Here is a 12,748-nt window from a genome sequence, read left to right on the forward strand (position 1 = left end):
GGCATGACGTGCGATCCGACGTTCTGATGAAAGGGTGAGAGACATGACTGCCCCCTCCCTGACGGTCGACGGGCTCACCAAGCAGTTCGGTGGGGTCCGTGCCGTCGACGACCTGACGTTCACCGTCCGCCCCGGCGCGGTCACGGGCTTCCTCGGGCCCAACGGCGCCGGGAAGACCACGACCCTGCGGATGCTGCTCGGGCTCACCCGCCCGAGCGCGGGCCGGGCGCTGGTGGGCGACCGCCCGTACCCCCTCCACGCCCAGCCCGGCCGGATCGTCGGAGCCGCGCTGGAGGCGTCCAGCTTCCACCCGGGCCGGACCGGGCTGGCGCACCTGGAGGTGTTCGCGCCGCAGGTCGGCGTCCCGCGGACCCGCTGCCGGCAGGTGCTCGAGGCGGTCGGCCTCGACCACGCCGCGAAGCAGCGGGTGGGCAAGTACTCCATGGGGATGCGCCAGCGGCTCGGCCTGGCCACCGCCCTGCTCGCCGACCCGCCGGTGATCGTGCTCGACGAGCCGACCAACGGCCTGGACCCCGAGGGCATCGTCTGGATCCGCCGGCTGCTGCGGCAGTTCGCCGACGAGGGCCGCACCGTGCTGGTGTCCAGCCACCTCCTGCGCGAGGTGGAGGCCAGCGTCGACGACGTGGTGATCATCGCGCAGGGCCGGCTCCGGCACGCCTCCTCGCTGGCCGAGCTGCGCACCCGCACCACGCCGGCGGCGTACGTCGTCGCGCCGCGTCCCGACGCCGTCGCCGCGCTCGCGGCCGACCGCGGCTGGACCGCCGGCCCGGACGGCGACGGCCTGGTCGTCGACGGCGCGAGCGCCGCAGAGCTCGGCGCCGCGGCCTACGCGGCCGGGATCGAGCTGCACGAGCTGGTCCGGCGCGATGTCGACATCGAGGCGCTGTTCTTCGAGCTCACCCGACCGGAGACCGGGGAGGAGGACCGATGAGGGCCGCGCTCCTGGCGGAGTACCGCAAGCTGGTCAGCACCCGGATCTGGTGGCTGCTGCTGATCGTGATGATCGCCTACCTCGCGTTCGTCGCCGCCGCGGTGTCGGCATCCTTCGTGTTCGTGCCGGAGGGGTCCGAGCCGCCGCTCGTCGGCGAGGACGCCGCCCGGGCGACGTACTCCCTGATCAACGGCGTCGGCTACGTCTTCCCGCTGGTCATCGGCAGTCTCGCGATGACCACCGAGTTCCGCCACAAGACGATCACCCAGAGCCTGCTGGTCGAGCCGGACCGCACCCGGTTCCTGGTCGCGAAGCTGCTGTCCGTCGTGCCGATCGGGCTCGCGGCGGGCGTCGTCGGCGTCGCCGCGACCGTGGCCGGCGGCGCGCCGCTGCTGGCGATCCAGGGCGACGGCGCCTACCTGGGCGACGGCGACGTGCTCGCCGGGCTGGTCCTCGGCGTCGTGGTCGTCGCGCTGTGGGCGGTGATCGGCGTCGCCTTCGGCACGATCCTGTCCAACCAGGTCGCGGCGATCGTGGTGATCCTCGCGTTCACCCAGTTCGTCGAGCCGATCGCCCGGATCGTGCTCGCGCAGGTCGACGCGCTGGCCCGGGTGGCGTCGTACCTCCCCGGCGGGGCGGCCGACTCCCTCATCGGCGCCTCCTTCCTCGGCGGCACCGGCGGCGACACCGACCTGCTGCCGCGCTGGGCGGCCGCCCTGGTGCTGATCGGGTACGCCCTCGTGTTCGCGGTGATCGGCCGCCTGACCACCCTGCGCCGCGACATCGGCTGAGGCCGACCTCGAGAGGAGTCGGACCCGTGGACGTCGAGATGCAGCAGCTGCGCCGCTCGAAGGCGCTCCAGGAGATCGGGTACGACGCCGGGGCGCGCGTCCTGCGCGTCCGGTTCCGCCACGGCGGCCTCTACGACTACCTCGACGTCGCGCCCGAGGTCTTCCTCGGGCTGCTCGACTCGCCGCACCCGTGGACGGAGTGGCACGAGGAGGTGCTCGCCCACGAGGTCCGCCGCGTGGACTGAGCCGGTCTTCGCGTCCGGCTGACCGGAGCCGCCGCGGACACTACGCTGGCAGGTGGTCTCGGGCTGACCTGTGGGGGTGGGCATGACGAGGCTGCAGGCGCTCGCGCTGCTGACGTGCGGGGTGCTGGCCGGCACGCTGCTGGCCGTGCTGGGGACCGCCGCGCCGGCGGTCGCCGCGACCGGGTGCACCGGTGCGCTCGGCCCCGGCCAGGTGCGGTTCACCTGGGTCGGCGGCGACGGGGCGTGGACGGACCCGGCCCACTGGCAGGTGGCCGGCGCCGCGATCGACCACGACGTTCCGACGTACTACGGGAACAGACCCGAGACGGACGACAGCACACGCGGCTTCGTCTGCATCCAGCCCGCCTCGCCGGTGACCATCACCCTCGACGGGAACGCCCACGTGCACGTGCTGGCGCTGGACGTCGCGAACGCGACGCTGGTGGCGACCGGCGCCCGGGTGATGGTGTACGGCGCGGCGGCGAGCCACGGCTCCACGATCCACCCGTCGGCGACCCTCCGGCTGCGCGGCAGCACCCTGGGCGGCCCGGGGCGGATCGACGTGCGGGGCCGGGTGGTGTGGGGTGAGACCGGCTTCGGCGTCGGCACCCTCGACAACGACCACTGCGCCGACTTCCCGGCGGGCGAGGCGGTCGCCGCCTGCCCGGCCGCGACGACCGGCACGCTGCGCGTCGACGCCGGCGGGCTGGTGGAGGTCCTCGGCCGCGGCGTGAACCTGTCGGACGGCTACACCGTCCGGGTCGCCTCCGGCGGCCGGCTGCGCATCGCCGGTCCGGGGTACGTCGCCGCCGACCGCGACACGACGATCGCCGTCGAGACCGGCGGTGTCGTCGAGCTCGCCGGCGACGCCAGCGTCTTCGAGGGCAAGCCCAACGGACGACCCGCGACCGACCTGGCCGCCTTCGACAACCGCGGCACCGTGCTCAAGTCCGCAGGTGCCGGGGCGAGCGCGCTCAACGTGGCCTACGACGCGCACGCGGGCCAGGGCCGGGTCGAGGTCCGCGCCGGCGGCCTCAGCATCGCCGGCGCCACGCCGGTCACCGCCGACCTGAGCGCCGGCGCCCGGCTCGGCACCGCGTCCTGCGGCGGCACCGGGCCCGCCACCGATCTCGCCCGTCCCTGCGTGCCGGGAACCTCCGCGACCGATCCCCAGATCGCCGTCCTCGCGCCGCAGCAGGCCGCCGCCGGCGTCGTGCTCCAGGAGGGGACGACGATCACCCAGACCGGCGACCTCCAGCCGGCGGTCAGCATCGTGAGCCCGCCCGTCGTGGCGACGCTCCACCTCGAGGTCCGCGACGCCCGGCCGGCCGCGGAGCTGGTCGTCTTCCGCAGCCGGCCCGGCCTCCAGGAGCGGATCCCGCTCTGCGGTGCGGGCGGCGCGCTGCCGCCGGGGGTCACGGCGTGCATCGTCGGACGCCGCGGCGGCGGTGGCGTCTCCCAGCTCCAGGTCGTCACGACCGACCCGGCGGGCCTGTGGAGCCTGCGCCCGTCGGCGGTCGACTTCGTCCGGCTCGTGGACCCCCTCGTCGGCGCCCGCGAGGGCTGCGCGGTCAGCCAGCCGGCGTACCCCTTCGTCGCCCACGAGCAGATCCGCCTCGCCCGGAGCGGGGTGTACTCCGTCCACCTGTCCCCGGTCGAGAACGCCCCGACGGCCGGCCCGCCCGTCTTCACCGGGCTCGGCGGTCCCGGGGTGACCACGGTCCCGATCCCCGTCACCAGCAGCGGCTGGGTCGCCGTCGTCGCCACGGGCGCCAACGGCCTGCCGGAGTCGACCGGCTCGTTCCGGGTCGTCGCCACCCCCGCCGTCGCCTTCCGCAAGCGCAGCCGGGCGGCGGTCGCGGGCCGGCCGTTCGTGATCGAGGGACGCGTGCGGCCCAAGGGCCGGCGCACGGTCGAGCTGTACGCCGTCCGGCTGACCGGCCGCTCCGGCGTCCTCGCCCGCACCGCCGTGAAGGCGCGCACCGACAAGAAGGGTCGGTTCCGGGTCGTCCACCGGCCGAAGAAGGCGGGCCGCTGGGTGTACGCCGTGCGCGTGCGCGGCAAGGGCGGCCTCAGCGCCGCCATGTCGCGCCAGGCCGTCCGGGTCACGGTGCGCAGGCCGGCGCCGCGGCCGGCTCCGCCCACCGTGGTCCGCAACGTCCGCGCCGCCGAGACCACGACGACCGGCCAGACCGCGTCGCCGGTCGACCCGCTGGACCTGATCGGGCCGTTCTACCCCGGCCGCCGGACGGCGAGCGCGCCCGCCTGCCGGTTCCAGGTCGCCCGGTGAGACGGGAGCGGGCATGGCACCGTTCGGCGTGATCGACGACCGCTACGAGCTGCTGGAGATCGTCGGCAGCGGCGGCATGGGCGTCGTGCACCGGGCGCGCGACCGCGTCCTGGACCGGATCGTCGCGGTGAAGGTGATCCGCCAGGAGCTGGTCGACGAGCAGTTCGTCCGCCGGTTCGAGCGCGAGGCCGCGATCCTGGCGCGGGTCCGGTCGCCGTACATCGTCGTCGTCTTCGACTACGGCAGCAGCGACGGGCGGTTCTACCTGGTCACCGACTTCCACGCCGACGGCGACCTCGCCGGCTGGCTGGAGCGGAACGGGCCGATGCCGCCCGCGCTCGCGGTGCCCGTCGCCGCCGCGGTCGCCGAGGCCCTGGCCGACGCGCACGCCCACGGCGTGATCCACCGCGACGTCAAGCCCGGCAACGTGCTGCTCTGGCGGCGCGGCGAGGAGCTGCGGCCGGTGCTCGCCGACTTCGGCATCGCGACCTCCGACGACACCGCCCTCACCGTCACCGGCGGCGTGCCCGGCAGCCCGCCGTTCATGGCGCCCGAGCGGCACCTCGGCCGGGCGGCCACCGAGGCCACCGACATCTACGCCCTCGGCTGCCTGCTCTACAACCTGCTCGCCGGCCGGCCGCCGTACGACGGCACCAGCTTCCAGGCCGCGAACGCCCACATCAACGACCCGGTGCCCACCCTGCCGGCCGGCGTCGAGCGCGCCGACGGGCTCGACGCGATCATCGGGCGGTGCATGGCCAAGGCGCCCGAGGACCGGTACCCGCGCGCCACCGACGTCGCCGAGGCGCTGCGGGCCTGGGTGGACGCCGGCACGCCGGCTCCCGCGCCGAGCGCACCGACGACGGTCACGGGACCGCCTCCTCCTCCTCCACCGCCGCCGTCGGCTCCGTCCGGGCGACGCCGGGCGCTGCCGGTCCTGGCCGCCGTCGTCGCCGCGGTCCTGGTCCTCGGCGGAGGCGGCTGGTGGCTGCTGGGTCGCGACGAGCCGTCCTCGGCGGGACCGGCCCGGTCGGGGACGACACCGTCCACGACCCCGCCGACCACGCCGCCGACCACGCCGCCGACCACGCCCCCCACGAGCCCCGCGGTGCCGGTGGTCGACCTCGTCGCCGTGGACGGCCCGTGCCGCTTCGTGCGGACGGTCGAGGGCCGTGACGTCGAGGTGCCGTGCGGGTGGTTCGACGTGCACCTGGACGGCCTCGAGGCCGGCGCGTCGGTCACCGTGGAGCTCCGCCTGGCCGTGGACGGCGAGTACGCGGCCGACGTCGCCCGGACCCGCAGGAAGGTGGCCGGCGACGGCACCGTCGAGATCGGGCAGCACGAGGCCACCAGCGAGTACGACGGCCTCTGCCCCAGCGGCACCTGCGCCGGCGGCTTCCCGGTGGCCGACCGGGCGACCGAGGCGAGGGTGACCGTCCGCGACGAGGAGGGCGAGCGGATCCTCGAGGAGGAGTATCGGCTCGCCAAGCTCCGAGATCCCGCCGGCGGGTGACGCCGACGGGATCGCTCGCGATCAGGCGGTCTCGGCCGCCCGCCTCGCGTGACGCAGCCCCAGCGCGCTGAGCACGAGCATCAGGACGGCCCCGACGAAGGCGCCGATCGCGGCGATGCCGGCGATCGTGCCGACCGTGGCGAAGGCGTAGCCGTAGAGCAGCAGGCCGCGCAGCGTGTTGCCCATGAAGAGCGACTCGCGCTGGTCCATCCAGGCGTCCGCCTCGGCGATCTGCTCGGGCGTGGCGCTGTCGCCCGCCTCCTGCACCGCGGCACTGAGCTGCCGTCCGATGCCGCTGGCCTCCTCGTAGGTGACCGGGCCGTCGCCCTCACGCTCCTGCGGGTACTTCTCGAGCAGCGCGGCCCCCGAGGCGTTCATGTGCGCGAGGATGTAGTGATCGGCGTAGGCGCGGGCGGCCGGGCCGTTGTCGAGCGGCTCTCCGGCGTACTCCTCCAGCGCCTTCCGGTCCGCGTCCGGCAGCGACTCCAACGCGGGGCCCTCGGGCATCGTGATGTCCTGGGCGGAGAACTGCTGCTCGACCTGGTCACCGATGAAGACGCTGGCCCAGGTGAGCAGGCCACCGGCCACCAGCAGGATGACCGTCAGGAGCAGACCGGTCCATGAGATCAGCTTGTCGAGTGTGGCGCGCATGTCGTTCGTTCCTCCTCGCGGCGACCGGACCGTCCGGTCCGCCGGGCAACAACGACGCTAGGCGCCCGCGAACCGTCCGCACCATGGGACGAACGACCGGCGCTTGGTGACCTTGGTCCTGCGCTGGTCGGTGCGGCTCAGATCTTCCTGAGCCGGACGTACTGCACCGCGTGGTCGGCCGCCTTGCGCAGCACCAGGGTCGCGCGGGACCGGGTGGGGAGCACGTTCTGCGCGAGGTTGGGGCCGTTGATGGAGTCCCAGATCCGGCGCGCCTCGTCGACGGCGGAGTCGTGGCTCAGGGCGGCGTACTTGGCGAAGTAGGAGTTGGGGTCGCGGAAGGCCGTCTCGCGCAGCCGGAGGAACCGGTCGACGTACCACTCCCGGATGTGGTTGGTGTTGGCGTCGACGAAGATGGAGAAGTCGAAGAAGTCCGAGAGGCCCAGGCCCGTGCGGCCGTCCTCGCGGACCCGGGCCGGCTGGAGGACGTTGAGGCCCTCGACGATGACGATGTCGGGCCGCTTGACGACGACCTTCTCGTCGGGGACGACGTCGTAGACGAGGTGGGAGTAGACCGGCGCCTCGACCTCGTCGATGCCCGACTTGATGTCGATGACGAACTTCAGCAGCCTGCGCCGGTCGTACGACTCGGGGAAGCCCTTGCGCTGGAGCAGGCCGCGCGCCTCGAGCTCGGCGTTGGGGTAGAGGAAGCCGTCGGTCGTCACGAGGGCGACGTTGGGGTGCTCGGGCCAGCGGGCCAGCATCTGCTGCAGCACGCGCGCGGCGGTCGACTTGCCGACCGCGACCGAGCCGGCCAGGCCGATCACGAACGGCGTGCGCGGGGGCGTGGCCCGGTGCAGGAACTGCTCCTGCTCGTGGTGCAGCCGGGTCGCGGCGTTGACCCGCAGCGACAGCAGCCGCGAGAGCGGGAGGTAGACGTCGCGGATCTCGTCGAGGTCGAGCGAGTCGCCGATGCCGCGCAGCCGGACCACCTCGTCGCTGGTCAGCGGACTGCCCTGCTGGTGCCACTCGGCGGCCAGGTTCGCCCAGGTCGCGCGGTCCAGCTCGACGTACGGCGACGCCTCCCGCGGCGAGTCCTCGCCGTGGTGGGTCGCCGCCGGGCTGCCCGTCGTCATGGCGCCGATTGTTCCAGTCGCGGTCGGCGGGGGCTCAGGCGCGTCCCCGATCCGGACGGGGCACGCCGTAGACTCGGCACTCATGTGCGGGATCGTCGGATACGTCGGGTCACGGTCGGCCCAGGACATCGTCGTCGACGGTCTCCGCAGGCTCGAGTACCGCGGCTACGACTCCGCGGGGTGGCCGTCGTCTGCGACGGAGTGCTGGCGGTGGAGAAGCGGGCGGGCAAGCTCGCCAACCTGGAGAAGGTGCTCGGCGACGCGCCGATGCCCGCCGCCGAGGTCGGGATCGGGCACACCCGCTGGGCGACCCACGGCCCGCCGAACGACGTCAACGCCCACCCCCACACCGGCGCCGCGCGCCGGGTGGCGCTGGTGCACAACGGCATCATCGAGAACTTCCTCGACCTGCGCGCGCGGCTCGAGGCCGACGACCACGAGCTGCTCTCGGACACCGACACCGAGATCGTCGCCAAGCTGCTCGAGCTGCAGGTCCAGTCCGGCGAGGACCTGACCACCGCGATGCAGCGGGTCTGCCAGAAGCTCGACGGCGCGTTCACCCTGGTCGCGATCGACGCCGAGGAGCCCGGCAAGGTGGTCGCCGCCCGCCGCAACTCCCCGCTCGTCGTCGGCCTCGGGGAGGGCGAGAACTTCCTCGGCTCCGACGTCGCCGCCTTCATCGAGCACACCCGCGAGGCGCTGGAGCTCGGGCAGGACCAGATCGTGGTGATGACCCGCGACGCGGTCGAGGTCACCGACTTCTGGGGCGCGCCCGTCGAGGCGCGGCGCTTCCACGTCGACTGGGACCTGTCCTCGGCGGAGAAGGACGGCCACGACTGGTTCATGCGCAAGGAGATCTTCGAGCAGCCCCGTGCGGTGGCCGACTCGCTGATCGGGCGCCGTACGCCGGCGGGGCAGCTGCAGCTCGACGAGATGCGCCTCGCCGACGAGGAGCTCCGCGACGTCGACAAGATCATCATCATCGCGTGCGGAACGTCGTTCTACGCCGGCATGGTCGCGAAGTACGCCATCGAGCACTGGACCCGCACGCCGGTCGAGGTCGAGCTCGCCTCCGAGTTCCGCTACCGCGACCCGATCATCGACGCGACCACCCTGATCGTCGCGATCAGCCAGTCCGGCGAGACCGCCGACACCCTGCAGGCGATCCGGCACGCCCGCTCCCAGCGGGCGAAGGTCCTCGCCATCTGCAACACCAACGGCTCCTCGATCCCGCGCGAGTCCGACGCGGTGATCTACACCCACGCCGGCCCGGAGATCGGGGTCGCCTCCACCAAGGGCTTCCTCACCCAGCTGGTCGCCTGCTACCTCCTCGCCCTCTACATCGCGCAGGTGAAGGGCACCCGGTTCGGCGACGAGATCGACGAGATCATGCGCCACCTCGAGGCGATGCCCGACCACATCGAGACCGTGCTCGCCGGCGCGGACGCGGTCTACGCGCTGGCGGCCGACCACGCCGGGACCCGCTCGGTGCTCTTCCTCGGCCGCCACGCGGGCTACCCGGTCGCGCTCGAGGGCGCGCTCAAGCTCAAGGAGCTGGCCTACCTCCACGCCGAGGGATTCGCCGCCGGCGAGCTCAAGCACGGCCCGATCGCGCTGGTCGAGGACGGCCTGCCGGTGCTCTGCGTCGTCCCGCCCCGGGGCCGCGACCACCTGCACGGCAAGATGCTCAGCGGCATCCAGGAGGTCCGCGCCCGCGGCGCCCGGACGATCTGCCTGGCCGAGGAGGGCGACGCCTCGATCGAGCCGTACGCCGACGCGCTGGTGCGGCTGCCGCAGGTGCCCGTGCTGCTCCAGCCGCTGGTCGCGATCGTGCCGCTCCAGCTGTTCGCCTGCGAGCTGGCCACGGTGCTCGGCCACGACGTCGACCAGCCCCGCAACCTCGCCAAGTCCGTCACCGTCGAGTAGGCCCGTCATGCCCGTCATCGGCGTCGGCATCGACGTCTGCGAGATCGACCGGTTCGAGGAGTCGTGCCGCCGTACTCCCGCGCTGGTGACCAAGCTGTTCACCGAGGCCGAGCGCGGCCTGCACATCCGCTCCCTGGCCGCGCGGTTCGCGGCCAAGGAGGCCCTCGCCAAGGCGCTCGGCGCGCCCCGGGGCATGTCGTGGCACGACGCCGAGGTCGTCTCCGAGAACTCCGGCCGCCCGCGGTTCGTGCTGCGCGGCACCGTGCTCGCCGAGGCGGACCGCCAGGGCGTCGGATCGGTCCATCTCTCGCTGACCCACGACGGCGGCATCGCGTCCGCTGTCGTCGTCCTGGAAAGCTGATTCCTACCAGAGTAGGATTTCGGTATGAAACTCAGTGTGAGTCTTGCCGCCGACGATGTGGCGCTCATCGACGAGATCGCGCGTCGAGATGGGCTCCCCTCGCGATCCGCCGTGGTCCAACGCGCGCTTCGTCAGCTGCGCATCGTCGCCCTCGAGGACGACTACGCGCAGGCGTGGCAGGAGTGGGAGGAGTCCGGGGACGCCGCCGACTGGGACGCGTTGGCCGGTGACGGTCTCGACGGGACGGCGCCGCGTGCTGCGGGGTGAGGTCCGACTGGTCGACCTGGATCCGACGCGCGGCAGCGAGGCGAGCAAGCGTCGTCCGGCGGTGATCGTCAGCAACGACCGGGCGAACACGACCGCGGCTCGGCTCGGGCGCGGCGTCGTCACCGTCGTACCGGTGACGAGCAACGTGAGCCGGGTCCTTCCCTTCCAGACGCTGCTCCCCGCCGACGAGACCGGCTTGCGGCTCGACTCGAAGGCGCAGGCCGAGCAGGTCCGGTCCGTCGCCGTCGAACGGCTCGGACCTGTACTCGGCCGACTCCCGTCACGCCTCGTCGACGAGCTCGACGAGGCGCTCCGATTGCACCTCCAGCTGTGATCCGCGCCCACACGACTCCGCAGGTCCGCGCCGCCGAGGCGGACCTGCTGGCCCGGCTGCCCGAGGGGGCGCTGATGCAGCGCGCCGCCACCGGCCTGGGGTACGCCGTGCTCGACCTCCTCGGCGCCGCCTACGGGCGCCGGGTGCTGCTGCTCGTGGGCTCGGGCGACAACGGCGGCGACGCGCTCTACGCCGGCGCGCTGCTCGCCCGCCGCGGCGCGCAGGTGGAGGCGTGGCTGCTGTCCTCCTCGGCGCACGAGGGCGGTGTCGCGGCGCTCCGCGCCGCCGGGGGCCGGATCGGTGCCGTGCGGCCGGCCGAGTTCGACGTCGTGGTCGACGGGATCGTCGGCATCGGCGGTCGCGGGCGGCTGCGTCCCGGGGCGGTGGCCGCGCTCGAGGCCGTCGCGGGTGTCCCGGTCGTCGCGGTCGACACCCCCTCCGGCGTCGACGTCGACACCGGCGAGGTCGACGGCCCCCACGTCACCGCCGACGTCACCGTCACCTTCGGCACCCACAAGACCTGCCATCTCGTCGACCCGGCCGCCCAGGCCTGCGGCGCCGTCCACCTCGTCGACATCGGCCTCGACCTGCCGGAGGCGCCGGTCGAGGCGCTCCAGGCCGCCGACGTCGCGGCGCTCGTCCCGCGGCCCCACCTCGACGACCACAAGTACACCCGCGGCGTCGTCGGCGTCCGGGCCGGCTCGGCCGCCTACCCCGGCGCGGCGCTGCTCAGCGTCGCCGGCGCCGCGTGCGGACTCGCCGGGATGGTCCGGTACGACGGCGACCCGGCCGCGCTCGACCTGGTCCGCGCCGCGCACCCGGAGGTGGTCGGCCCCGGCCGGGTGCAGGCGTGGGTCGTCGGCTCCGGCAGCGACACGGGGGCCGAGGACGCCGTCCACCGCTCGGTGGCCGACGGCGTCCCGCTCGTCGTCGACGCCGACGCGCTCGCCTTCGCCGCCCTCGCCCGCGGCCGCCCCGCCGTGCTCACCCCGCACGCCGGCGAGCTGGCCCGGATGCTCGACGTCGACCGCGCCGAGGTCGAGGCGCGGTGGCTGGAGCACGCCCGCCTCGCCGCCCGCAGGTACGACGCCGTGGTGCTCCTCAAGGGCCGCCACACCGTCGTCGCGCGACCGGACGGGCGGGTCCGGGTCACGACGACCGGCACCCCGTGGCTGGCCACCGCGGGCGCCGGCGACGTCCTCGGCGGGCTGATCGGCTCCCTGCTCGCCGCCGGGCTGGACCCCTTCGCCGCCGCCTCCGTCGGCTCGTGGCTGCACGGCGCCGCCGCCACCCTGGCCTCCCGGCACGGACCCATCGTCGCGAGCGACGTCGCGGCCGCCGTACCGGCCCTGGTCGCCACCCTGCCCACCCCCTGATGGGACGATAGAGCCATGGGCGCGACTCCTTACCCACCGCCTGCTGCGCGACGTCTCGCATCCGATCTGGCGGCGGCGGCGTCGCTCGACGTGCGATCCAGCATGCCGTCGCTCCGCCGTCTTGCCAGATCGGCGCGAGACGCCGCTCGCGACGGCGCTGAGTAAGGAGTCCCGCCCATGGACCGCCCGCCCCTCGGCCCCGCCGAGATCGTCGTCGACCTGGCGGCGATCCGGGCCAACGCGCGGCTGCTGCGCGCGACGGCGGGCGTGCCGCTGATCGCGGTGGTCAAGGCCGACGGGTACGGCCACGGCATGGTCGAGAGTGCTCGGGCCGCGCAGGCGGGAGGCGCCGCGTGGCTCGCCACGGCGACGGTGGGGGAGGCCCTCGCGCTGCGCGCGGCCGGCGTGTCAGGGCCCTTGCTGTGTTGGATCAGAGGCAACGGCGACGGGCCGGACAGCGACCTCGCCGCGGCGGTCGAGGCCGGCGTCGACGTGAGCGTCTACTCCGACGAGGACCTCGACGCGGTCGCCGCCGCCGTCCACGGCCGCAGCGAGGCGAGCGAGCCCGCCCGGATCCAGATCAAGGTCGACACCGGGCTGTCCCGGGGCGGGGCGCCCCGCGCCGCCTGGGACGACCTGTTCGCGTGGGCCCGGCAGGGGGAGAAGGCCGGCCTGTGGCGGGTGACCGGGATCTGGTCCCACTTCGCGTGCGCCGACGAGCCGGACCACCCCGCCAACCACCGCCAGGAGCAGGCCTTCCGCGACGCCCTCGCCCTCGCCGGCGAGCACGGCCTCCGGCCCGAGCTGCGCCACCTGGCCAACTCGGCAGCCGCGCTCCTGCGGCCGTCGTCCCGCTTCGACGCGGTCCGCTGCGGCATCGCGCTCTACGGCCTCGACCCCGCGCCCGGC

The 12,748-nt window shown here is 74.3% G+C and carries 11 protein-coding genes and 2 pseudogenes; 11 read left to right on the forward strand and 2 right to left on the reverse strand.

The window, feature by feature from the left end; translation table 11 throughout:
* Positions 1 to 43 precede the first annotated feature (43 nt).
* The 5 genes from FIV44_RS21595 to FIV44_RS21615 all read left to right on the forward strand — a co-directional run bounded on the left by FIV44_RS21595 (position 44) and on the right by FIV44_RS21615 (position 5,791).
* Positions 44 to 952, forward strand: coding sequence for an ABC transporter ATP-binding protein (locus tag FIV44_RS21595; RefSeq protein ID WP_141006240.1), 909 nt, complete (start codon positions 44 to 46; stop codon positions 950 to 952).
* Positions 949 to 1,743, forward strand: coding sequence for an ABC transporter permease (locus tag FIV44_RS21600; protein ID WP_141006241.1), 795 nt, complete (start codon positions 949 to 951; stop codon positions 1,741 to 1,743). The genes FIV44_RS21595 and FIV44_RS21600 overlap by 4 nt, the downstream gene beginning before the upstream one ends.
* Positions 1,744 to 1,769: 26 nt before the next feature.
* A complete protein-coding gene (locus tag FIV44_RS21605) occupies positions 1,770 to 1,988 on the forward strand; it encodes a KTSC domain-containing protein (protein WP_141006242.1) in 219 nt (72 codons plus the stop codon).
* Positions 1,989 to 2,070: 82 nt separating this feature from the next.
* Entirely contained in the window at positions 2,071 to 4,278 is a 2,208-nt protein-coding gene (locus FIV44_RS21610; protein WP_141006243.1) for a hypothetical protein, read from the forward strand.
* Between the two features lie 13 nt (positions 4,279 to 4,291).
* Positions 4,292 to 5,791: a serine/threonine-protein kinase gene (locus FIV44_RS21615; protein WP_141006244.1), complete on the forward strand. Its 1,500-nt coding sequence runs from the start codon at positions 4,292 to 4,294 to the stop codon at positions 5,789 to 5,791.
* 21 nt (positions 5,792 to 5,812) lie between these two features.
* Here FIV44_RS21615 and FIV44_RS21620 read toward each other — a convergent pair whose 3' ends face one another.
* Together FIV44_RS21620 and coaA are read right to left on the reverse strand one after the other, a co-directional pair.
* Positions 5,813 to 6,442 carry a hypothetical protein gene (locus tag FIV44_RS21620; RefSeq protein WP_141006245.1) on the reverse strand — a complete coding sequence of 210 codons (630 nt, stop codon included), beginning with the start codon at positions 6,440 to 6,442 and terminating at the stop codon, positions 5,813 to 5,815.
* 137 nt (positions 6,443 to 6,579) lie between these two features.
* Positions 6,580 to 7,575: a type I pantothenate kinase gene (coaA, locus tag FIV44_RS21625; protein WP_141006246.1), complete on the reverse strand. Its 996-nt coding sequence runs from the start codon at positions 7,573 to 7,575 to the stop codon at positions 6,580 to 6,582.
* 82 nt (positions 7,576 to 7,657) lie between these two features.
* Between coaA and glmS the strand changes: the two are divergent.
* The 6 genes and pseudogenes from glmS to FIV44_RS33675 all read left to right on the forward strand — a co-directional run.
* Positions 7,658 to 9,501: pseudogene (gene glmS / locus FIV44_RS21630) on the forward strand (glutamine--fructose-6-phosphate transaminase (isomerizing)).
* 7 nt (positions 9,502 to 9,508) lie between these two features.
* Complete coding sequence (locus FIV44_RS21635; protein ID WP_141006247.1) at positions 9,509 to 9,862, forward strand: holo-ACP synthase; 354 nt, start codon at positions 9,509 to 9,511, stop codon at positions 9,860 to 9,862.
* 24 nt (positions 9,863 to 9,886) lie between these two features.
* A complete protein-coding gene (locus FIV44_RS21640) occupies positions 9,887 to 10,129 on the forward strand; it encodes a ribbon-helix-helix domain-containing protein (RefSeq protein WP_141006248.1) in 243 nt (80 codons plus the stop codon).
* On the forward strand, positions 10,089 to 10,463 hold the full coding sequence (locus FIV44_RS21645; RefSeq protein ID WP_281285755.1) for a type II toxin-antitoxin system PemK/MazF family toxin: 375 nt from the start codon (positions 10,089 to 10,091) through the stop codon (positions 10,461 to 10,463). Before FIV44_RS21640 ends, FIV44_RS21645 begins: the two co-directional genes overlap by 41 nt.
* On the forward strand, positions 10,460 to 11,839 hold the full coding sequence (locus FIV44_RS21650; protein ID WP_181410753.1) for an NAD(P)H-hydrate dehydratase: 1,380 nt from the start codon (positions 10,460 to 10,462) through the stop codon (positions 11,837 to 11,839). The genes FIV44_RS21645 and FIV44_RS21650 overlap by 4 nt, the downstream gene beginning before the upstream one ends.
* 177 nt (positions 11,840 to 12,016) lie before the next feature.
* A pseudogene (locus FIV44_RS33675) lies at positions 12,017 to 12,679 on the forward strand (alanine racemase); the annotation flags it as partial.
* Between the last annotated feature and the right edge of the window lie 69 nt (positions 12,680 to 12,748).

Origin of the sequence: Nocardioides humi (assembly GCF_006494775.1) — a bacterium.
Taxonomy (GTDB): domain Bacteria; phylum Actinomycetota; class Actinomycetes; order Propionibacteriales; family Nocardioidaceae; genus Nocardioides; species Nocardioides humi.

Bases quoted from the DNA above. Each gene is read 5' to 3' on its own strand.
- coaA (WP_141006246.1), bottom strand. From the start codon at position 7,575: ATGACGACGGGCAGCCCGGCGGCGACCCACCACGGCGAGGACTCGCCG.
- FIV44_RS21640 (WP_141006248.1), top strand. From the start codon at position 9,887: ATGAAACTCAGTGTGAGTCTTGCCGCCGACGATGTGGCGCTCATCGAC.
- FIV44_RS21600 (WP_141006241.1), top strand. From the start codon at position 949: ATGAGGGCCGCGCTCCTGGCGGAGTACCGCAAGCTGGTCAGCACCCGG.
- FIV44_RS21635 (WP_141006247.1), top strand. From the start codon at position 9,509: ATGCCCGTCATCGGCGTCGGCATCGACGTCTGCGAGATCGACCGGTTC.
- FIV44_RS21595 (WP_141006240.1), top strand. From the start codon at position 44: ATGACTGCCCCCTCCCTGACGGTCGACGGGCTCACCAAGCAGTTCGGT.
- FIV44_RS21610 (WP_141006243.1), top strand. From the start codon at position 2,071: ATGACGAGGCTGCAGGCGCTCGCGCTGCTGACGTGCGGGGTGCTGGCC.
- FIV44_RS21615 (WP_141006244.1), top strand. From the start codon at position 4,292: ATGGCACCGTTCGGCGTGATCGACGACCGCTACGAGCTGCTGGAGATC.
- FIV44_RS21620 (WP_141006245.1), bottom strand. From the start codon at position 6,442: ATGCGCGCCACACTCGACAAGCTGATCTCATGGACCGGTCTGCTCCTG.